The sequence below is a fragment of the Erwinia sp. Leaf53 genome (assembly GCF_001422605.1).
Taxonomy (GTDB): domain Bacteria; phylum Pseudomonadota; class Gammaproteobacteria; order Enterobacterales; family Enterobacteriaceae; genus Erwinia.
In genome coordinates this window covers 182,362-203,947 of the sequence record NZ_LMLK01000001.1, presented here as the reverse complement: position 1 = coordinate 203,947, position 21,586 = coordinate 182,362, and the positions used below count along the sequence as shown (strand labels likewise).

Annotated in this window: 17 protein-coding genes; 6 read left to right on the top strand and 11 right to left on the bottom strand. The window is 60.6% G+C overall.

Translation table 11 applies throughout. The annotated features are described in order from the left end of the window. Positions 1-87: 87 nt before the first annotated feature. The 3 genes from hldE to ASF13_RS00880 all read right to left on the bottom strand — a co-directional run bounded on the left by hldE (position 88) and on the right by ASF13_RS00880 (position 5,931). A complete protein-coding gene (gene hldE / locus ASF13_RS00890; protein ID WP_056231410.1) occupies positions 88-1,521 on the bottom strand; it encodes a bifunctional D-glycero-beta-D-manno-heptose-7-phosphate kinase/D-glycero-beta-D-manno-heptose 1-phosphate adenylyltransferase HldE in 1,434 nt (477 codons plus the stop codon). Between the two features lie 95 nt (positions 1,522-1,616). Continuing rightward, complete coding sequence (gene glnE / locus ASF13_RS00885) at positions 1,617-4,451, bottom strand: bifunctional [glutamate--ammonia ligase]-adenylyl-L-tyrosine phosphorylase/[glutamate--ammonia-ligase] adenylyltransferase (protein ID WP_056231407.1); 2,835 nt, start codon at positions 4,449-4,451, stop codon at positions 1,617-1,619. A 178-nt stretch (positions 4,452-4,629) separates the two neighbouring features. Beyond that, entirely contained in the window at positions 4,630-5,931 is a 1,302-nt protein-coding gene (locus tag ASF13_RS00880; RefSeq protein WP_056231405.1) for an inorganic triphosphatase, read from the bottom strand. A 224-nt stretch (positions 5,932-6,155) separates the two neighbouring features. Here ASF13_RS00880 and ASF13_RS00875 point away from each other — a divergent pair, with 224 nt between their 5' ends. Continuing rightward, on the top strand, positions 6,156-6,776 hold the full coding sequence (locus tag ASF13_RS00875) for a TIGR04211 family SH3 domain-containing protein (protein ID WP_056231402.1): 621 nt from the start codon (positions 6,156-6,158) through the stop codon (positions 6,774-6,776). Positions 6,777-6,917: 141 nt separating this feature from the next. Then, on the top strand, positions 6,918-8,141 hold the full coding sequence (locus ASF13_RS00870; RefSeq protein WP_056231400.1) for a multifunctional CCA addition/repair protein: 1,224 nt from the start codon (positions 6,918-6,920) through the stop codon (positions 8,139-8,141). Positions 8,142-8,372: 231 nt separating this feature from the next. On the opposite strand, the gene bacA is transcribed toward ASF13_RS00870, so the two are convergent. Both bacA and folB read right to left on the bottom strand, forming a co-directional pair. After that, complete coding sequence (gene bacA / locus ASF13_RS00865; protein WP_056231397.1) at positions 8,373-9,200, bottom strand: undecaprenyl-diphosphate phosphatase; 828 nt, start codon at positions 9,198-9,200, stop codon at positions 8,373-8,375. A 140-nt stretch (positions 9,201-9,340) separates the two neighbouring features. Next, positions 9,341-9,700, bottom strand: coding sequence for a bifunctional dihydroneopterin aldolase/7,8-dihydroneopterin epimerase (gene folB, locus ASF13_RS00860; RefSeq protein ID WP_056232307.1), 360 nt, complete (start codon positions 9,698-9,700; stop codon positions 9,341-9,343). 106 nt (positions 9,701-9,806) lie between these two features. Here folB and plsY point away from each other — a divergent pair, with 106 nt between their 5' ends. Next, the gene (plsY, locus tag ASF13_RS00855) at positions 9,807-10,409 is read left to right on the top strand and encodes a glycerol-3-phosphate 1-O-acyltransferase PlsY (RefSeq protein WP_056231394.1); all 603 of its coding nucleotides are present in this window, start codon (positions 9,807-9,809) and stop codon (positions 10,407-10,409) included. 181 nt (positions 10,410-10,590) lie between these two features. Here the strand turns inward: plsY and tsaD are convergent, their stop codons facing one another. After that, a complete protein-coding gene (gene tsaD, locus ASF13_RS00850; protein WP_056231391.1) occupies positions 10,591-11,604 on the bottom strand; it encodes a tRNA (adenosine(37)-N6)-threonylcarbamoyltransferase complex transferase subunit TsaD in 1,014 nt (337 codons plus the stop codon). Between the two features lie 302 nt (positions 11,605-11,906). Between tsaD and rpsU the strand changes: the two genes are divergently transcribed. From rpsU to rpoD, 3 genes are all read left to right on the top strand, one after another. Further along, complete coding sequence (gene rpsU, locus ASF13_RS23085; RefSeq protein ID WP_001144069.1) at positions 11,907-12,122, top strand: 30S ribosomal protein S21; 216 nt, start codon at positions 11,907-11,909, stop codon at positions 12,120-12,122. Positions 12,123-12,231: 109 nt separating this feature from the next. Beyond that, entirely contained in the window at positions 12,232-13,977 is a 1,746-nt protein-coding gene (dnaG, locus tag ASF13_RS00845; protein ID WP_056231390.1) for a DNA primase, read from the top strand. 324 nt (positions 13,978-14,301) lie between these two features. Further along, positions 14,302-16,146, top strand: coding sequence for an RNA polymerase sigma factor RpoD (gene rpoD, locus ASF13_RS00840; protein WP_056231387.1), 1,845 nt, complete (start codon positions 14,302-14,304; stop codon positions 16,144-16,146). 152 nt (positions 16,147-16,298) lie between these two features. Here the strand turns inward: rpoD and ASF13_RS23080 are convergent, their stop codons facing one another. The 5 genes from ASF13_RS23080 to ASF13_RS00820 all read right to left on the bottom strand — a co-directional run bounded on the left by ASF13_RS23080 (position 16,299) and on the right by ASF13_RS00820 (position 21,498). Next, positions 16,299-16,445 (bottom strand): Hok/Gef family protein, encoded by a 147-nt coding sequence (locus ASF13_RS23080; protein ID WP_082502255.1) that lies wholly within the window; start codon positions 16,443-16,445, stop codon positions 16,299-16,301. Positions 16,446-16,802: 357 nt separating this feature from the next. Continuing rightward, positions 16,803-17,837, bottom strand: coding sequence for a tartrate dehydrogenase (locus ASF13_RS00835; RefSeq protein WP_056231386.1), 1,035 nt, complete (start codon positions 17,835-17,837; stop codon positions 16,803-16,805). 209 nt (positions 17,838-18,046) lie between these two features. Beyond that, on the bottom strand, positions 18,047-18,508 hold the full coding sequence (locus tag ASF13_RS00830; RefSeq protein ID WP_056231384.1) for a heme-degrading domain-containing protein: 462 nt from the start codon (positions 18,506-18,508) through the stop codon (positions 18,047-18,049). 158 nt (positions 18,509-18,666) lie between these two features. Then, on the bottom strand, positions 18,667-20,211 hold the full coding sequence (locus ASF13_RS00825; protein ID WP_056231381.1) for a PAS domain-containing methyl-accepting chemotaxis protein: 1,545 nt from the start codon (positions 20,209-20,211) through the stop codon (positions 18,667-18,669). Positions 20,212-20,517: 306 nt separating this feature from the next. Then, positions 20,518-21,498 carry a LysR family transcriptional regulator gene (locus tag ASF13_RS00820; protein WP_056231378.1) on the bottom strand — a complete coding sequence of 327 codons (981 nt, stop codon included), beginning with the start codon at positions 21,496-21,498 and terminating at the stop codon, positions 20,518-20,520. Between the last annotated feature and the right edge of the window lie 88 nt (positions 21,499-21,586).

Here is a 21,586-nt window from a genome sequence, read left to right as displayed (position 1 = left end):
GCCGTGAACGCCGCTGGCGCTCAGCAGTTAACCGGAAGCGCCCGCCGTTCTCCTGCGGCTGCCCCAGGACAGCCGCCCGGTGCCCGGTTATCCCCCCTTGCGGGTGATAATGGTCCTGATGATGTTGCTGGTTGAGATGCCGTCTTCGAAGTTAAGTACGCGCACGTCGCCGCCGCTGGCCCACACCTCTTTGCTGCCCGCGATATCTTCCGGCTTGTAGTCACCGCCTTTCACCAGCAGATCCGGCAGGACGCCGGCGATCAGCCGCTGTGGCGTATCCTCTTCAAAGCTCACCACCCAGTCCACCGCTTCCAGCGCACCCAGCACGATCATGCGGTTTTCCTGCGGGTTAACCGGGCGGGTTTCGCCCTTCAGCCGGCGGGTAGAGGCATCGCTGTTGACCGCCACGATCAGCCGGTCACCCAGCTTGCGCGCGTTGGCGAGGTAGGAGACGTGCCCGGCATGCAGGATGTCGAACACGCCGTTGGTCATCACCACTTTTTCACCGCGCTGACGCGCTTTTGCCACTTCTGCCTTCAGCTGCGCTTCATCCATCACGCCAAAGCCGGATTCCGGCCGCGCGTGGATGGCATTTTCCAGCTCAACGGTGGAAACGGTCGAGGTGCCGAGCTTGCCGACCACCACGCCCGCCGCCGCATTGGCGAGGAAACAGCTCTCTTCCAGCGTGTTGCCCGCCGCCAGCGCCGCCGCCAGCACGCCGATCACCGTATCGCCGGCACCGGTAACGTCGAAGACCTCCTGCGCCTGGGTTGGCAGGTGGAACGGCGCTTTGCCCGGCTGCAGCAGGGTCATGCCGTTTTCAGAACGGGTAACCAGCAGCGCGGACAGCGCATGCTGTTGCATCAGAGCGGTGCCGCGCTCGACGATCTCGGCCTCGCTTTTGCACTTACCGACCACCGCCTCAAATTCAGACAGGTTTGGCGTCAACAGGGTGGCGCCGTGATAGCGGCCGAAGTCGGTGCCCTTCGGGTCCACCAGTACCGGTACGCCAGCCTCACGCGCCAGGCTGATAATGGCTTCCACGCTGCTCAGCGCGCCTTTGGCGTAGTCAGAGAGCACCAGCGCGCCGGTATGCGGCAGCGCCTGCGCGATACGATCGTGCATCGGCTGCGGGTCAACGCCGTCAAAGCCCTCTTCAAAATCCAGGCGGATCAGCTGCTGGCTGCGCGACAGCACCCGCAGTTTGGTGATCGTCGGGTGGGTAGGAACGGTGACAAAATCACAGGCTACGTTCACGCCGCCCAGGGTGGTGTTGAGCACGCGCGCCGCGTCATCATTGCCGGTCAGGCCCACCAGGCGCGATCCCGCCCCCAGCGAGGCGATATTCATCGCCACGTTAGCCGCGCCCCCCGGGCGCTCCTCGATCTGCTCCACTTTGACCACCGGGACCGGTGCTTCAGGAGAAATGCGGCTGGTCGGGCCATGCCAGTAGCGATCCAGCATCACATCGCCAACCACCAGAACCGCCGCACGCTTAAAATCGGGCAGTGTAACTTTCATTCCAGACACTCCAGACTGCAGTAAAATTCAAAAAATGATGCGCGCGATGATAGCACATTTGTTGCCGTGGCTGACCAGCGGCACCGGGCGCGGCGTTACTCACCGAGCCACGCCTGCCAGCTGGCGTTAACCCGCGCTTTTTCATCGGCGAACGCGCCCTCTTCGACGTGCCCCGGCAGCGCCTGCAGCGCCAGATGGTGCAGGGCATCTCGCAGGGTGACGTAGGCGCGGGTCAGCTCGCGCGCCTCTTCCTCCTCCATCAATCCGCCGTTGGCCAGCAGTTCGAGGATGCGCACGTTATCCGACCAGCGCGTCAGGCTTTGATCCTGTGCGGCATAGCGTAAGACCATAAACTGGGTGATGAATTCAATGTCGGTGATACCACCGCGATCCGCCTTCAGATCCCAGCGGCCTTTGTGTTTATTGCCGAGGTGCGCGCGCATTTTCTCGCGCATTTCACGCACCTCGGTTTGCAGCGTCTGCGCCTCACGCGGCAGCGCCAGAATATTACGGCGGATCGCCGCAAAACGCTGGCTGAGCGCGGCATCACCCGACACGATGCGCGCCCGCACCAGCGCCTGATGCTCCCAGGTCCAGGCTTCGGTGCGCTGATAGTCGTCAAAGGCGTCGAAGGTGCTGACCAGCATGCCGGCCGCGCCGGACGGCCGCAGGCGGGCGTCCACCTCGTAGAGGATGCCGGAGGAGGTGCGGGTGCTGAACAGGTGCATCACCCGCTGCGCCAGCCGCAGGTAGAACTGGCGGCTGTCGATGCTGCGTTCGCCCAGCGTCACCGAGTCGGTCGGGCAGTCGTGCAGGAATACCAGGTCGAGGTCGGAGCTGTAGCCCAGCTCCCAGCCGCCCAGCTTGCCGTAGCCGACCACCGCAAAGCCGCGTTCACCGTCGTGGGTCAGGTGCGAGGGCACACCGTGACGCGCCACCATCATCTGCCACGCCTGCTGCACTACCGCTTCAATCATCGCCTCCGCCAGCCAGGTGAGGTGGTCACTGACCTTCATCACCGGCAGGGTGCCGGCGATATCCGCTGCGGCAATACGCAGATGCTGCGCCTGCTTAAACTGACGTAACGCCTCCAGCTGCTGCTCTTCGTCCTCTTCCGGGATGCGCAGCAGGTACTGGCGCAGCTCGTCGCGATAGGCGTCGGTGGCGGTGGCCTGATAGAGCGTGGCCGGGTCAAGCAGCTCATCGAGCAGCAGCGGATAGCGCGCCAGCTGGCTGGCGACCATCGGCGAGGCCGCACACAGGCGGATCAGGTGTTTCAGGGCACCGGGGAACTCGGTCAGCAGCTCCAGATAGGTGCTTCGCGTCACCACGCCGAGCAGCAGCGGCGTCAGGCGGCTCAGGGTCACCGATGCATCATCGCGCGGCACCACTTCCGCCAGCAGACGCGGCATCAGTTGATCCAGCGCCTGGCGGCCGCGCGGCCCGATGGTGCGCTTGTCGACGTCGTGGCGGAAGCCGTTGATAGCGTTAAGCAGCTGCTGGCGCGCGTCGCCCGCCAGATGCGGCACCAGCGGTGCCAGCTCCGCCTCTTCCAGCCGGTCCTGCCACAGCACGCCGTAATCGCCCGCGTCACGCTGCTCGTCGGGTTCCGGCGCGTCGTCGCCGATCAGGTCGTCAAAGATGGTACGTACCGCCGCCATATGCCCGTCAAGCAGCAGCAGCAGCGCCGCCCAGTCGGCAAAACCCATCGCCCAGGCCAGACGCGCGCGGTCCAGCTCGCCGGCGGGCAGCGTCTGGGTCTGTTCGTCGTTGATGCTTTGCAGCAGGTTTTCCAGCCGGCGCAGGAACAGATAGGCGTCGTGCAGCTGGGTCACCTGCTCGCCGTTGAGCAGGTTCAGCTCGCCGATGGCGGCCAGGGTGGGCAGCAGCGCACGCATCTGCAGCGAACGTTCGCGCCCGCCGCGGATCAGCTGAAACACCTGCACGATAAATTCGGTTTCGCGGATGCCCCCCGCGCCGAGCTTGATGTTGTCGGTCAGCCCGCGCCGCCGCACTTCACGGGCGATCATCCCCTTCATATTACGCAGCGACTGGATCACGCTGAAGTCGATGTAGCGGCGGAACACAAACGGCCGCAGCATCTGCTGCAGCTCCAGGCTCCAGCGATCGTTGTCGCCGCCCATCAGCCGCGCTTTAACCATCGCGTAGCGCTCCCAGTCGCGCCCCTGCTCCTGGTAATAATCTTCCAGCGCGGCAAAGCTCAGCACCAGCGGGCCGCTGTCGCCAAACGGCCGCAGGCGCATATCCACGCGATAGACGAAGCCGTCAACGGTGGGCTGGTCCAGCACCTTAATCAGCCGCTGGCCGAGGCGGGTAAAGAACTGCGCGTTACTCAACTCGCGGCGGCCGCCCTGGGTAGTGCCGTTTTCCGGCCAGGTGAAGATCAGGTCAATGTCCGAGGAGAAGTTCAGCTCGCCGCCGCCCAGCTTGCCCATGCCGAGGATCAGCAGCGGCTGCGGCTCTCCCGCCGGGTTAACCGGCGTACCGAACTCGCGGCAGCAGGCGTGCCACAGCCAGTCGCGGGCGGCCACGATCAGCGTTTCGGCCAGCTCGCTCAGCTGGGTCAGCGACTGCTGCGTGCTGCTGGTCGCCAGCGCCTGCATCCAGGCAATACGGGTCAGCATATGGCGGCGGAACAGCCGCAGCTCACGCATCAGCCCGTTCTCGTCCTGCACCGCAGCCAGCTGCTGCTGCAGCCACCGGGCGTAATGCTGCCACTCGTCCGGCTGCGGCGGTTGCTGCTGCAGCTGCTGCCACCACTCCGGGCGTTTGCTCAGGTTATCGCTGATGAAATCGCTGAACGCCAGCACCGCCTGCTGCTGCGCGCCAGCGCTGCTGAACAGCGGATCGAGCCGCGTAATCTGTTCTGCCAGTGCCGGAGGCAGCGGCTGAGATAAAGATGGCACCATAAACACTCCCTGATAATCGGCTATACACGTCATCCTTCAAACTGCCTCTGCGTTGGCTACTCTCGCTCACCCCAGTCACATAGTTGTCTATGCTCCCGGGGATTCACTCGTTTGCCGCCTTGATGCAGCTTGAATGATGATGTGTATACACAATGACAAAACAGGCGGCGGCAAGGCCTCAGGCGTTGCCGTTTTTCCAGAATGGCGGCTGCTTCAGCGCCTGGCGGCGGTGACCGTCCAGCCAGATATCCTGCTGTTCGACGATCGCCGTTTGCAACAGCTGCCAGTTTTGCAGCCACTCACCGACCACCGCTGGCTCATAGGCACCGGCCAGCAGACGGGCGGCCAGCTGCTGGCGATGCAGGCGGGTCAGCTTGTCCTGATACTCATTGAGCTGATTAACCTGAGCAAAGGTCTCTTTCAGATCGGCACCGATGCGGCCCAGCATGATATCGCTGAAGCGCTTAAAGGAGCCCTGCAGTTTGGCCTCGGCCCGCGCATCGGCGAATTCACGCCAGCGCTCGGTGACAATCCAGTGAGTAAGTGCTAACTGCGCTTCCAGCCAGAGCGGACTGAAGCACAGCGCCTGCGGATCCAGGTTGTCGTCCAGCAGCGCCTCTTCCAGCGCGGTCAGCCGCTGGCGCAGTTCGCTGTTGGCTTTGCGCGGCACCAGCGCGCCGTACAGGGAGAACACCTGGCGCAGCGTTTCCAGCGCGTTTTTGATCTCAACCAGCGCGCCGTTGGTGCCGCGCAGCCACAGCTCTTCATGGTACTGCCACTGCGAGAGCGCCAGCAGCAGCGCGGCGCGCATGCCCTCTTCCACCGTGGCCTTCGGCCGCACCTTCAGCACCGGCAGCGGGTGCAGCGCGCGCGGCGGGTTGCCCTGCGCCAGCGCATAGCCGCGCGCCGCCTTGCTCAGGCTGCCCAAGCGCAGACCGTCCAGCCGGGCCAGTTCGGCGGCCAGCGCCAGCAGATCGTCACGCTGGCCGCTTTTAAGCTCCAGCTCAATCTCCGCCAGCGGCTCGCTCAGTTCGCCCGCGCGCACGTCGCCGCGATCCCAGGCTACTTCAATCTCGCTTTCACGGTAAGTGACCACCCACTTTTCACGGGTGAAGTTGGTGCTGAACAGCGCCTGTAACTGCTGCTGCAGGGCGGCGACATCGGTACCGGCGGGCCACACGTCCGCAGGCAGGCGCTGGATATCCAGCTCGGGTTTTTCGAGGTCGACGTTGTACTCGGGGCGCTGGTGCAGGCCGCCTACGCTCTGACCGGCGGTTTTCAGCGTCATCTCATAACGATCGCCGACCCCACGGATGCGCAGCCCCATATCCCAGCGCCGCAGCTGGTTGTCGGCGGTTTCAAAATAAATATTGGTCAGCGTCTGTCCGGCATGATGCTGATGCGGCAGGGCGGCGAGTTTTTCGGCAACGCCGGCGGCGTCGCTACGGGTAATGAACTTTAATTCGATTTCGATGGTCATAATGTCTTATTTTATGTCGTTACCGGCACGGTAACCTGGGGTTGTGCCACGGAATAGCGAGCAGATTAATGCACAAACCGCCGGGCTGTCTCGGGTTTATTATGCTTTCGCGTGGCAGATCGCAGGCCCGGTGAGACCAGGATAGTTCCCATTCAGCTTTCTGCGGGGCCGCTCCAGACTGTGCCTTTGGGTTTTTCCGCATTAACTACAATTAAAGAGTTCGAATGAAATTAACTCACCTGATGGGCCTGACATTGCTGGCCCTCAGCACGGCAGCTACCGTGCACGCCGAAGAGAAACGCTATGTTTCCGACGAACTTTCTACCTGGGTACGCAGTGGCCCGGGTAACGATTACCGCCTGATCGGCACGCTGAACGCCGGTGAAGAAGTCAGCCTGCTGCAGTCCAATGAAAACAGCAAATATGGCCAGATCCGCGACAGCCAGGGGCGTACCACTTGGATCCCACTGGCCCAGCTCAGCCAGCAGCCCAGCCTGCGCACCCGGGTGCCAGAGCTGGAGCAGCAGGTGAAGGATCTCACCGCCAAGCTGGATAATATCGACAGCAGCTGGAACCAGCGTACCGCCGATATGCAGAAGAAAGTGGCCGGCAGCGATGACGCGATTAACGCGCTGAAGGAAGAGAATCAGCAGCTGAAAAACCAGCTGGTGGTGGCGAAGAAAAAGGTCGATGCCGCCAACGTGCAGCTGGATGACAAGCAGCGCGCCATCATCATGCAGTGGTTTATGTACGGCGGCGGCGTGGCGGGCGTTGGCCTGCTGCTCGGCCTGCTGTTGCCGCATATGCTGCCACGCCGGAAGCAAAATAACCGCTGGATGAACTGATCCGCAGCGGCCGTGCCCGGGGGCATCCGTTGATGCCCCTTTTGTCGTGCCTGCGATTTAGCCTTTGCACGCTAAAAATGATAGAGTAAACGCCTGCCAGAACCTCAATTCTGGCCCCCTTTCCCCTGCTGGAGACCCGTTGTGAAAACCTACCTCGTCGGTGGTGCCGTCCGCGATGCCCTGTTAAATCTGCCGCTGAAAGACAAAGACTGGGTGGTGGTAGGTGCCTCACCTGAAGAGATGCTGGCGGCGGGTTATGAACAGGTGGGACGCGATTTTCCGGTATTTCTGCACCCAAAAAGCCATGAAGAGTATGCGCTGGCCCGCACCGAGCGTAAATCCGGCAGCGGTTATACCGGCTTTGTATGCTACGCCGCGCCGGACGTGACGCTGGAGCAAGATCTGGCGCGCCGCGATCTGACCATCAACGCCATCGCGCAGGATGACGCCGGGCATTATTACGATCCCTACGGCGGCCGCGCCGATCTGCAACAGCGCCTGCTGCGCCACGTCTCCCCCGCCTTCAGTGAAGACCCGCTGCGCGTGCTGCGCGTGGCCCGCTTTGCCGCGCGCTTCGCCCGCCAGGGTTTTAGCGTGGCGCCAGAAACGCTGACGCTGATGCGCGAGATGACCGCCAGCGGTGAACTGGCGCACCTCACTGCCGAGCGGGTATGGAAAGAGACCGAAAACGCCCTGCTGAGCGACAGCCCGCAGATCTATTTTGAAGTACTGCGCGACTGCGGCGCGCTGGCGGTACTGTTCCCCGAGCTGGATGCGCTGTTTGGCGTGCCCGCCCCAGCGCAGTGGCACCCGGAGATCGACACCGGCGTCCACAGCCTGATGACGCTGGCGATGGCGGCCAGGCTCAGCCCGCAGCTGGACATCCGCTTTGCCACCCTGTTCCATGATGTCGGCAAAGGGCTGACCGACCCGGCCAAATGGCCCAGCCATCACGGCCACGGTCCGGCCGGCGTGCCGCTGGTTGCCGATCTCTGCCAGCGGCTGCGCGTGCCTAATCAGGTGCGGGACCTCGCGCTGCTGGTCACCGAGTTTCACGATATCGTGCATACCATTCAACGACAGAGCGCGGAAACGCTGGTGGCGCTGTTTGACCGGCTGGACGCCTGGCGTAAACCGCAGCGTATTGAGCAGGTGGCGCTGACCAGCGAAGCCGACGCCCGCGGCCGGGGAGGATTTGAGGAGAACCCGTATCCGCAGGGAGACTATCTGCGTGCAGCCTTTCAGCAGGTGCTCAAGGTTGAACCGCGCGCAGTCGTCGCCGATGGTTTTAAAGGTGCTGAAGTCCGCGAAGAACTGACCCGGCGGCGGATTGCCGCACTGGCCCACTGGCAGACACAGCAATAAAGCATCATGGGCAGGGACGTTCTTCGTGCAAGCAACTCAGAGACGTTCTTCGTTCAGACAACTCAGAGCGTAAAGCGAAGGGAGCCTGTACACGGAGCAAAGCATCGCGGGCCACGGATGGCCCGCGCTGAGCTATCAGGGATGATGCTTTTTGCGTCTTTGCGGAGTGTACAGGCTCCCTGAGCCGATCACAGCGCTGCCAGACAACCGTGCATAACGAGCCCCACAGACTTACAGCACAAACACCGCGTAAACGGCCGCTGCGATAACAAAGCGATAGATCGCGAACGGGATAAACGAAATCCGTTTGATAATGTGCAGGAAGCTCTTAATCGCAATCAGCGCGACGATAAACGCGGTGACAAAGCCTACGGCAAACATCGGCAGATCGGCCATGCTGAGGAAGCCCATGCTCTTATAGAGATCCAGCGCGGTAGCCCCCATCATCATTGGCACCGCCAGCAGGAACGAAAACTCCGAAGCGGCATAACGGCTGACGCCCATCAGCATCCCGCCGGAAATAGTGGCACCCGAACGCGAAAAGCCCGGCCACAGCGCCAGACACTGGAAGCAGCCGATCATAAAGGCCTGACGGTAGGTAATATCGTCCACGCCCACCGCTTTCGGCTGTTTCGGCTTCAGCAGCTCGGCGGCAATCAGCAGCACGCCGCCGACCACCAGCGCATACATCACGTTGACCGGGTTAAACAGCGCTTTGATATGGTCGTGCAGCAGCAGACCAATCACCACCGCCGGCACCATGCCCAGCAAAATATGGATAAGCGTCAGATGACCGGTGCCGGTTCCCTCATGCGCGACCGGCTTACCGCCAAAGTGGATGCCGATCAGCCCAAACAGGCGGCGCCAGAACATCACCACCACCGCCAGAATCGATCCCAGCTGGATCACTACCTCAAACGTTTCGGCCTTATCGCCTTCAAAGCCCAGTAAATGACCGACGATGATCATATGTCCGGTGGACGAAACCGGAAGAAACTCCGTTAATCCCTCAACCACGCCGAGTATCAGTGCCACCCACAGCTGGTGAATATCTGCCATTAAAATCTACCCCTAAGCATACAAATCATTAAAAAGGCGGCCGCATATCGCGCCCGCCCAATTGTGCTCATACAATGAGACCCGGTTTAAGACAGAGCTTAATGTGATTTGGTTTCATTGTGATGGCAATCATCCTGAATTTATTTCGGATTTGTCCCGCGTTCGATGATCACGCCGACGGTACGCGCTTCGGCCACCGCACCCGGCTTACTGACCTTAATCCGCACCCACGGCGAGGCGAATTCGCTTAACAGCAGGCTGGCCACCTCTTCCGCCACCCGCTCCACCAGCGCGAACCTGCCGTTCGCCACGTGGCGCAGGATCGCCTCAGAAACGTCCGCGTAGCTCAGGCAGTCAGCGACGTTATCGCTGGCGGCGGCTTTACGGTTATCCCATGCCATTTCGACATCGAACACCAGCTTTTGGGAAATAGTCTGCTCCCAGTCGTAAACGCCAATGGTGGTGATCACCGACAGTTGCTCGATAAATACAATATCCATGAAACGGCTCTCTGTTTTTGTGGTTGCCGATACCATCACCGGCGCTTTATGCGTATTATCCACGGATGCTGACAACAAAACGACCCCAACAGGACGGAACGCTGTTATGAGTGTATTCGCGCTTGGCATGATCCTTTTCGCGTATCTGTGTGGCTCGGTCTCCAGTGCGATTCTGGTGTGCCGGCTGTTCGGATTACCGGACCCCCGCCATAACGGTTCCGGCAACCCGGGTGCCACCAACGTGCTGCGCATCGGCGGCAAAGGCGCGGCGGCCGCGGTGCTGGTGTTTGACGTTCTGAAAGGGATGCTGCCGGTGTGGCTGGCGTATCACTTTGGGCTGCCGCCGCTTTATCTGGGCCTGACGGCAATCGCCGCCTGCCTCGGTCATATCTATCCGGTGTTTTTCCACTTTAAGGGCGGTAAGGGCGTGGCCACCGCGTTTGGCGCGATTGCGCCGATCGGCTGGGACCTGACCGGGCTGATGACCGGCACCTGGCTGCTGACCGTGCTGCTCAGCGGCTACTCATCGCTGGGGGCGATTATCAGCGCGCTGATCGCGCCGTTTTACGTCTGGTGGTTCAAACCGCAGTTCACCTTCCCGGTGGCGATGCTCTCCTGCCTGATCCTGCTGCGCCACCATGACAATATTCAGCGGCTGTGGCGCGGGCAGGAAGGCAAAATCTGGAAGAAGAAGAAAAAGCAGCCGTAAACCCGTGGTTTTCAGAGCGGGTGGCTACGGCACGTCAGCAGCAAACCCACGGCAACGGGAGCGGAAGCGGATCGTCGCCGCTGACGCTGACGGGGTCAGGCGCGGGCAGACCGCCGCACCTGAAGCATACCGGCGAGCGCGATTCCACTGACGATGCCCGCTCCCGAACCGACGTGCGGACTCAGATGGCGGGTAGCTCCGCCAGCGGCCAGCGCGGACGCACGGTGACGCTTAACCCGGCATGGGTGCCGCCTTTCATGCGCACCATCCCGGCATAGGCGATCATCGCGCCGTTGTCGGTACAAAACTCCGGCCGGGCATAGAACACCTCTCCCCCGCGTTTTTGCATCATCTCAGCCAGTTTGCTACGCAGCGTGCGGTTGGCGCTGACGCCACCGGCAATCACCAGCCGCGTAAAGCCACTCTGATCCAGCGCACGACGGCACTTAATCGCCAGGGTATCGACCACCGCGTCTTCAAAGGCGCGGGCGATATCGGCGCGGGTCTGCGCATCGTCCGGGTTGTCGCGGATGGTGTTGGCGGCAAACGTCTTCAGACCGGAGAAGCTGAAGTCCAGCCCCGGACGATCGGTCATTGGCCTCGGGAAGACAAAGCGTTTTTCCACGCCCTGCTGCGCCATTTTCGCCAGCATCGGCCCGCCCGGATAGTCCAGCCCGAGTAGTTTGGCCGTTTTATCAAAGGCTTCACCCGCCGCATCGTCAATTGACTCGCCAAGCAGCGTATATTCGCCGATGCCGGTGACGCTAATCAGCTGGGTATGGCCGCCGGAAACCAGCAGCGCGACAAACGGAAATTCTGGCGGGTTTTCTTCCAGCATCGGTGCCAGCAGGTGACCTTCCATATGGTGCACGGCGATCGCCGGCACGTTCCAGGCAAACGCCAGCGAGCGGCCAATGGTGGCGCCGACCAGCAGCGCGCCGACCAGACCCGGCCCGGCGGTGTAGGCCACGGCATCGATATCCTGCGCCTGCAGCCCGGCCTCTTTCAGCGCCGCCTGAATCAGCGGCACCGTTTTGCGCACGTGATCGCGCGACGCCAGCTCCGGCACCACGCCACCGTAGTCGGCATGAAGCTTCACCTGGCTGTAAAGTTGATTGGCCAGCAGGCCGGCCGTATCGTCATAAATGGCGATGCCGGTTTCATCGCAGGATGTTTCAATTCCGAGAACACGCATGTTTTTTCACCTCATTCAAGCGGCGCGCAGTGTAGCATGACCGCGCTTTTGCTGGCGGCAATTATATGCACGCAGCGCTTACTTACTGTACAACAAGGCGATTTTTTTTAGGCGTGGCGGGCTGATTGATGTATAATCAGCGCCCTGAAAAAAGCCGGCAGCCGCACAGGCGCATCTGTTGGTGAAGATATGCTATGGTGCTTTACAACGAAGCCTGTGTTGGAGTAAAATTCCGCACCATTTTGAAATGAGCTGGCATCGACGCCAGCGGCAAAAACCGATTTTATCGAGGTGAGAGTTACATGCCGGTAATTAAAGTACGTGAAAACGAGCCATTCGACGTAGCACTGCGTCGCTTCAAGCGTTCTTGTGAGAAAGCAGGCGTTCTGGCTGAAGTTCGTCGTCGTGAGTTTTATGAAAAACCTACTACCGAACGCAAGCGCGCTAAAGCGTCAGCCGTTAAACGCCACGCGAAGAAACTGGCTCGCGAAAACGCACGCCGCACTCGTCTGTACTAATATCCTGAGGGGTCACCCTCACGTTTCACAGACAAGTTAGTAGTTATCAGGCCGTGCTTCCGAAAGGAATGCGCGGCTTGTTGCCGTTTATGGCAGTTGAAGGGGATTTATGGCTGGACGCATTCCGCGTGTATTTATCAATGACTTACTCGCACGCACGGATATCGTGGATCTGATCGATGCCCGGGTTAAGCTAAAAAAGCAGGGTAAGAACTATCACGCATGCTGTCCTTTTCATAACGAGAAAACCCCCTCCTTCACCGTCAACGGTGAAAAGCAGTTCTACCACTGCTTTGGCTGTGGTGCCCACGGCAACGCCGTCGACTTCCTGATGAACTACGATCGTCTGGAATTTGTCGAAAGTATTGAAGAACTGGCGACGCTGTACGGTCTGGAAGTGCCCTATGAAAGCGGTAGTGGCCCCAGCCAGTTAGAGCGTCACCAGCGTCAAAGTCTTTACCAGTTAATGACCGGCCTGCGGGATTTTTATCAGCAGTCGCTGGCCCAGAGCCCATCGGCAGGCGCACGTCAGTATCTGGCGCAGCGCGGCCTGAGCGATGAGGTCATTCAGCACTTCTCCATCGGTTTCGCTCCGGCAGGCTGGGATAACGCCCTGAAACGTTTTGGCCGTAATCCCGACGATCGTCAGTCACTGACGGACGCCGGCATGCTGGTAACCAACGATAAAGGCCGTACCTACGATCGCTTCCGCGAGCGGGTGATGTTCCCGATCCACGATAAACGTGGGCGGGTGATTGGCTTTGGCGGCCGGGTGCTGGGCGACGGGGTGCCGAAATACCTCAACTCGCCGGAAACCGATATATTCCATAAAGGTCGCCAGCTGTACGGCCTGTATGAAGCGCAGAAAAACCATCCACAGCCGGCCAGGCTGCTGGTGGTGGAAGGCTATATGGACGTGGTGGCGCTGGCCCAGTTTGGCGTCGATTACGCCGTAGCCTCGCTCGGCACCTCGACCACGGCGGAACATATTCAGTTACTGTTCCGTACGACGGACACGGTGATCTGCTGCTATGACGGTGACCGGGCCGGCCGCGAAGCCGCCTGGCGGGCGCTGGAAACTGCGCTACCTTATATGAATGACGGCCGTCAGCTGCGCTTTATGTTTCTGCCGGACGGCGAAGATCCGGATACGCTGGTGCGTAAAGAGGGCAAAGAGGCGTTTGAAGCGCGTATGGAGCAGGCCACGCCGCTCTCCGCGTTTCTGTTTGACACGCTGATGCCGCAGGTTGATTTACGTTCACCGGACGGGCGGGCGCTGTTGAGCACCCTGGCCCTGCCGCTGATTAGCCAGGTACCCGGCGAAACGCTGCGCATCTATCTGCGCCAGGAGCTGGGCAACAAGCTGGGGATTCTGGACGACAGCCAGCTGGAAAAGCTGCTGCCGAAACAGGCTGAAAATGCGAAACAGCCACCGCAGCCCCAGCTAAAACGCACAACCATGCGTATACTTATTGGGCTGCTGATACAAAATCCGCAGCTGGCCGCTCAGGTTCCGTCGCTTGAAGGCCTGCAGCAGTCAGACGTGGCCGGTTTTTCTCTGTTTGTTGAACTGGTCAACACCTGTGTTGCCCACCCCGGTATGAGTACCGGGCAGCTGCTGGAGCTGTATCGCGGCACAAAATTTAGTCAAAGCCTTGAAACCCTGGCCACATGGAACCACATGATCGTGGATGACGAAGTGGAAACCATGTTCCAGGACTCGCTGGCCAGTATGTACGATGCCGCACTGGAGCAACGGCTGGAAGAGCTGATTGCCCGTGACCGTACCCATGTACTGAGCGCTGAAGAACGCCGCGAGTTTTGGGCACTGAGCCAGGCGCTGAAGAAACAATAATTTTTGCAGTGAGTGGTCGCCCACTCACTGCTCCAAATCAGAATCAAGAAGCGTTATCGGCGCAGCCAGTTTGCCCACCGCCTGCGCGCAGCACCCGGAGCGTACATCAGTACGTGAGGAGTGCGAGCACAGCCGGGGGGCAAAATGGCAAGTGAGATAGCTTCGGACAGAACATCAAGCGGCTTGAGTGCCGAATATCCGTCAGGTTGACCCTGACAGCCGCCACGACGGGCAGCGGCAATAATCCAAACGCCCTCACTGTTATTGTTGGCCTCATAGCCGACCAACACCAATCTAATTTAACAGAAGTGTGGATACCGTCTTATGGAGCAAAACCCGCAGTCACAGCTGAAACTTCTTGTCACCCGTGGTAAGGAGCAAGGCTATCTGACCTATGCCGAGGTCAATGACCATCTGCCGGAAGATATCGTCGACTCCGATCAGATCGAAGACATCATCCAGATGATTAACGACATGGGTATTCAGGTGGTGGAAGAAGCGCCTGATGCCGATGATCTGATGCTGAATGAAAGCAGTAACGATACCGATGAAGATGCGGCAGAAGCGGCTGCACAGGTATTGTCCAGCGTTGAATCTGAAATTGGCCGCACCACCGACCCGGTGCGCATGTACATGCGTGAAATGGGTACCGTTGAGCTGTTGACCCGCGAAGGCGAGATCGATATTGCCAAGCGTATTGAAGACGGTATTAACCAGGTCCAGTGCTCTGTTGCAGAGTACCCGGAAGCGATCACCTACCTGCTGGAGCAGTACGATCGTGTTGAAGCAGGTGAAGCCCGCCTGTCTGACATGATCACCGGCTTTGTCGATCCGAATGCACAGGAAGATATCGCTCCGACCGCGACCCACGTCGGCTCCGAATTGTCTGAAGAAGAACGTAACGACGACGAAGAGGAAGATGAAGAGTCCGACGACGACAGCAGCGAAGACGATAACAGCATCGATCCTGAACTGGCGCGCGAGAAATTTAACGACCTGCGCGTCCAGTACGAAAAAGCCCGTACGGTAATCAAAGCCAAAGGCCGCAGCCACGCAGACGCCGCCGCCGAGATTCAGGCGCTTTCCGACGTCTTTAAACAGTTCCGCCTGGTGCCGAAGCAGTTCGACTACCTGGTGAACAACATGCGTACCATGATGGACCGCGTTCGTACTCAGGAACGTCTGATCATGCGTCTGTGTGTTGAGCTGTGCAAGATGCCGAAAAAGAACTTTATTACCCTGTTCACCGGCAACGAAACCAATGAAACCTGGTTCAAAGCCGCGCTGGCGATGAACAAGCCGTGGTCTGAAAAGCTGAACGAAGTGTCTGACGACGTGCATCGTGGCCTGCAGAAACTGCAGCAGATCGAAGCAGAAACCGGCCTGACCATCGAACAGGTAAAAGACATCAACCGTCGCATGTCGATCGGTGAAGCGAAAGCGCGCCGTGCGAAGAAAGAGATGGTTGAGGCCAACCTGCGTCTGGTTATCTCGATTGCCAAGAAGTACACCAACCGTGGCCTGCAGTTCCTTGACCTGATTCAGGAAGGTAACATCGGCCTGATGAAAGCGGTGGATAAGTTTGAATACCGCCGCGGCTACAAGTTCTCGACCTACGCCACCTGGTGGATCCGTCAGGCGATTACCCGTTCTATCGCCGATCAGGCGCGTACCATCCGTATTCCGGTGCATATGATTGAGACGATTAACAAGCTCAACCGTATTTCGCGCCAGATGCTGCAGGAGATGGGCCGTGAACCGACGCCGGAAGAGCTGGCCGAACGTATGCTGATGCCGGAAGATAAGATCCGTAAGGTGCTGAAAATCGCTAAAGAGCCGATCTCCATGGAGACGCCGATTGGTGATGATGAAGATTCGCATCTGGGCGACTTCATCGAAGACACCACGCTGGAGCTGCCGCTGGACTCTGCCACTTCAGAGAGCCTGCGTTCTGCCACCCATGACGTGCTGGCCGGCCTGACCGCCCGTGAAGCGAAGGTGCTGCGCATGCGTTTCGGTATCGATATGAATACCGACCACACGCTGGAAGAGGTGGGCAAGCAGTTTGACGTAACGCGTGAGCGTATCCGTCAGATCGAAGCCAAGGCGCTGCGCAAGCTGCGTCACCCAAGCCGCTCCGAAGTGCTGCGCAGCTTCCTGGACGACTAACCACAGGTTAGCTTTTCCACCTGCTGCATAAAAATGGCCCCTTAACCGGGGCCATTTTTTTGGCTGATAGCATGAAAAAGGGTGCTCATCGATCTCCACCCAACAATGAGCCTGACGGGCGGGCACAGGGCCCGCCGTCAGCTGGCTTTACCCTACGGGTGACAGGCTAAGCTGGCTTGCAACTCTATCCCTCCCTGTTTATACCGCAGCTCACAGAGTGAACCACGGGTTACCAGAGCCAGCAAAACCTCGGTCACACAGACCACAATAATGCACAGGGCTAGCAGTTTCTTTGCCATCTTTGGCCTCCTTTCTCCATTGCTTTACAGCTGGCAAAAGGCTACCCTCACATTGTCGAGATGTAAGGAGCAGCCTCACGTGATGAACATCATGTGGGGCTTTTTCTCTTTACGTCCCTTACCAGAATGGCTCAGGACATAAGATCCTGAGCACCCGCCACGCAGTCTACTCCTTTACTTTTAAATCAACGACTTCAGTTGCGCTAAATCAGCGCCTCGTCTGAAATTTATGCAACAGCGCTGTAATTCCTGAAAGGCGTAACAGGCCGTTTTAACACAGTCATCTAACCGATATGCGCAGCCGGTACCTGCCCGTTAACGGCCTGACATTCAGACTTTAACAGTGATCATCTGCCATCAAATTGCCGCGATCACCGCCGCCGTAATCTGTTCCGTTTTCAGCCCACCGCCGTTGCCCGCCTGCGCCGTTACCGTTTCCACCGCCCTGAGGATCGCCGCCGCCGCGTCACGCTCGCCGAGGTGCTCCAGCATCAGCGCCGCTGACCAGATGGCGGCGATCGGGTTTGCAATCCCCTGCCCGGCGATATCCGGTGCCGAACCGTGTACCGGCTCAAACATCGACGGCACGCCCGGCTGCGGGTTGAGGTTGGCGGAGGCCGCGTAGCCCAGACCGCCCTGGATCGCCGCACCAAGGTCGGTGAGGATATCGCCAAACAGGTTCGAAGCGACGATCACGTCCAGCGTCTCCGGGTTCATCACCATCCGCGCGGCGATGGCGTCAATGTGATAGCGGTTCACCGTCACGTCCGGGTATTCCCGGGCGATCTCTTCGGTGACCTCATCCCACATCACCATGGTGTATTTCTGCGCGTTGGACTTGGTGACCGAGGCCAGCCGCCCGCTGCGCTGACGCGCCATCTCGAAGCCGTAACGCAGAATGCGCTCGACGCCGCGGCGGGTAAAGATCGAGGTTTCCACCGCTACTTCATCCGGCGTGCCCTGATGGATACGGCCACCGGCGCCGCTGTACTCGCCTTCGGTATTTTCACGAATGCACAGGATATCAAAGTCGCCCTTGCGCAGCGGCCCTTCCACCCCGGCCAGCAGCCGGTGCGGGCGCACGTTGGCAAACAGGTCGAACTGCTTGCGGATCGGCAGCAGCAGCCCGTGCAGCGAGACGTTATCCGGCACTTTATCCGGCCAGCCCACCGCGCCCAGCAGCACCGCATCAAAGCGCTTCAGCGTGGCGATGCCGTCCTGCGGCATCATTTCACCGTGCTCAAGATAGTACTCACAGGACCACGGGAACCACTCACCGCCGAGGGAAAAATCAAATTTTGCCGCGCTGTGTTCCAGCACCTGCCATGCGGCCCGGGTGACGTCAACGCCAATGCCGTCGCCGGGGATCACCGCTACCTGATAGCTATTCATAACTCTCCTTAACCGTTATTCAGGGCACAAAACCGGGCGGTGCAACGGCGAGGTGGCACCCAGCCGCCCGTCTCCTGCCCTTTATCATCGCCGATGCGGATAACCGGTGCTGCTTTTTTCAGAGCGATCGGCGGCAGAAGCTGCCGAATACGCGCCAGGCGCAGTCGGCAGAGGGTGCAGAGGGTGCAGAGGGGCCAGGAGGCGTGACGTTACATGACCTGCCGGATCGCCCACACCGCCAGCGCATGGTCCTCATGGGAAGGCAGGCCGCTGACGGTAACCGCGCCAATAACGCCACCGCCGGCCAGCAGCAGCGGGAAGCTGCCGCCGGAGTCGGTGTAGCGCTGCGGATCCATATAGCTCATCTGCTCCATCGCCACGCCGTTGGCCTTGTTCAGCTCGCCGGTATACAGCGAGGCGTGGGCGTTGCGCAGCACGGTGTTGCGCTTACGGGCAATCCATTCGAGGTTTTCTGCGCTGGAGCCGCTCAGGGAGGTGCTGAACAGCACCTGACCAAAGGCATAAACTTCAATCGCTACCGGCAGGTTTTCGCGGGCGGCACGTTCGCGCAGCAGGCTGCCGATCTGCCAGGCGGTATCAAAACTGAACTGGCTGACGCGCACGTGGGCTTCCTGCTCAAGCAGGGTTTCAAGGCTGGGAATGGCGGACATAAATCGTCTCCGGCAAGGTTAACGGTCAATGCCCTGCAGGATAGTTGAATTTATTATTTCACAAAACACCAAAAAGAAATAAAAATTTTATTTGTGAGCTTAGTCAAATATCGTGTTGCAACAACGGCAAAACGGGCCATCGCTGGCCCGTCCGGGGGTTAGCGGAAGACGCTGACCGCCTCCACCAGCCGCTGCGCCTGGTACTTCATACGCTGTGCCGCGCGAGCCCCTTCCGTGACCAGCGCACTGTTATCATGGGTCAGACGATCCAGCGCCGCTACCGCCTGGCCGACCTCGTTCAGGCCGCTGCTCTGCTCGGCGGTAGCCACGCTGATCTGCTGCAGCAGTTCGGTGACGTTCTGCACCTTCTCAACGATATCGCTGATGGCTTTGCCGGCTTCATGCACCTGCCCGGCGCCGGACTGCACCTTGAGGTTACTGGCCTGAATCAGCTGGCGGATCTCGCTGGCGGCACCGGCGCTGCGCTGCGCCAGGTTACGCACCTCGCCGGCCACCACCGCAAAGCCCTTGCCCTGCTCGCCCGCCCGCGCGGCTTCCACCGCCGCGTTCAGCGCCAGGATATTGGTCTGGAACGCGATGCTGTCGATCAGCCCGGTGATGGTGGCGATCTGCCGCGCGCTCTCGGCGATCTCGTCCATGGTCACCACCACGTCCTGCATCACCTCGCCGCCCTTCGCCGCCGCACTGCTGGCGGTACGCGAGAACTGGTTGGCCTGCTCGGTGCTCTCGCCGTTGCGCTGCACGGTGCTGGTCATCTGGTTCATGGTGCTGGCGGTCTGCTGCACGCTGGCCGCCGTCTGCTCGGTGTGGCTGCTGATCTGGTCATTGCCGCGCGCCAGCGCGTCACTCGCCTGGTGCACGTCGACCACCTGATCGCGCACGTCGTTGATCAGCCAGCTGAACATCAGCCCCAGCTGGCCGACGGCGCGCAGGGTCATGCCGATCTCATCCACCCGGTTCAGATGACCCACCTGCGGCCGGGCACCGGACGCCACGTCCAGCGCCTGGCGGCACACCGACTCCAGCGGGCGCGAGATCTGGCTCTCCAGCCACAGGCTGCCCAGCAGCAGCAGCAGCGCCGAAACGCCGCTGAAGCCGGCCAGCGCCAGGCCGGATGCACCAGATGCGGCGGCAGCTGCGATCAGCGGCAGCCACAGCGCCAGCAGCGCGCTGCGGATGCGCCAGCGCAACGGCAGGGTTTTCAGGATGCTCAGACCGCTGAGCCAGCCGCTGCGCAGCAGCAGCCCCTTATGCAGCCGCCAGCCCTGCATTTTCCCCTGATTGATCTTCTGATACAGCTGCTCAGCCGCCCGCACCTCCTCCGCCCGCGGCTTGGTGCGCACCGACATATGCCCCTGAATCTCACCGTTGCGGATCACCGGCACTACGTTGGCCCGCACCCAGTAGTGGTCACCGTTTTTACGCCGGTTTTTTACCAGCCCGGTCCACGGCAGCCCCTGGTTCAGGGTGGCCCACATATCGGCAAAAGCGGCTTTTGGCATATCCGGGTGGCGCACCAGATTGTGCGGCTGACCGTCGATCTCGTCGCGTTCATAGCCGCTCACCTCGATAAACGCGTTGTTGGCGTAGGTGATGTAGCTGCTGGCATCGGTGGTGGTCATCAGCGTGATATCGTCGTCGAGCGGATGTTCCTGTTGTGTAACAGGCTTCGGGGTGTGCATATAACGGCCTTGTTATAAATAAGTTTACTGGCAGGGTTTAAGCACAGTTGTCGGCAGAAAGAGGAGAAACTTTACCGGTATCAGGTGGCTTTGCGTGCCGCGTCACGAAAGCAGGACAGACCCGCCGGCCACGTGCGGCGGTCAGCGAGTACTAAGGGCGCCGGAGTGCAGCGGTCAGTAGGTACGGTGGTCACCGGAGTGCAGCAGTCAACGGTTACGGTAGTCACCGGAGTACAGCGGTCAGTAGGTACGGTGGTCGCCGGAGTGCAGCGGTCAGTGGGTACGGTGGTCGCCGGAGTGAGGCGGTCAGGCGGTCGACGGGGGGTGACGATCGGAAGCAGGCCGATCTCCCGCGTGGCCGGCAGGCAGGCGATCGGCAAACGCCTCGCGCAGCCAGTGGATAAATCCGCTGACCGCCCGCGGCACCTGCGCGGACCACGGGCGCACTACATAGAGCATATCGGCGAAGGCACCGACGGTGTGCCACTGCGGCAACAGCTGCACCAGCGTGCCCTCCTGCAGCGCGGCGCGGGCGCTGAAGTCCGGCAGCAGGGCGATGCCCAGCCCGGCCAGCGCGGCATCGCGGATCGACTCGCTGTTGTTGGTGGCAAACGGCCCGCTGACGTTAACCGACTGCCGCTCGCCCCCGGCCAGCGGGGCAAAACTCCAGCGCGGGGTCTCCACGCCGCGCGGATAGTAGAGACACTGGTGGTCGGCGAGCGATGCCGGGGTCGCCGGCGTGCCGGCGTGGGCCAGATAGCCGGGGGACGCCACCACCAGCGCCTGGGTGCGGCACAGCGGCAGCGCCACGTGGGTTTCCGGCAGCGTGTTGCTGTGGCGGATGGCCAGATCGAAGCCTTCGCTGGCCAGCGAGATAATCCGGTCTGACACCTCCAGCTGCACACGCACCTGCGGATGCTGGCGCAGAAACGCAGTGATGTGCGGCACCAGCTGCTGGCGGGCAAAGGCGACCGGCGCGGTGACCCGCACCAGGCCACGCAGCGGACCGGCCGAGTCACGCACGCTGAAGAAGCTCTGTTCAATGCGGGCAAAGGGTTCACGCAGATCCTCCACCAGCTTTTCGCCGGCGCTGGTCAGCCGCACGCTGCGGGTGGTACGCGTGACCAGCGGCACGCCGGCCAGCTGCTCCAGCTCTTTGATCTTCTGCGACATCGCGGCTTTGCTCACCTCCAGACGGTCGGCGGCGGCGGTAAAACTGCCCTGCTCGGCCAACACCGTCAGCCAGTGCAGGTGATTCCACAGCGCGTCGGTTTTTAGCTCTTTCATCAGTATTGTTCACTATAGTAAATAATCATTTCAAGTATAGCGGTTTTTCCCGACGAAATAAGGGGGTAAGTTGTGCATCAGAGACGGG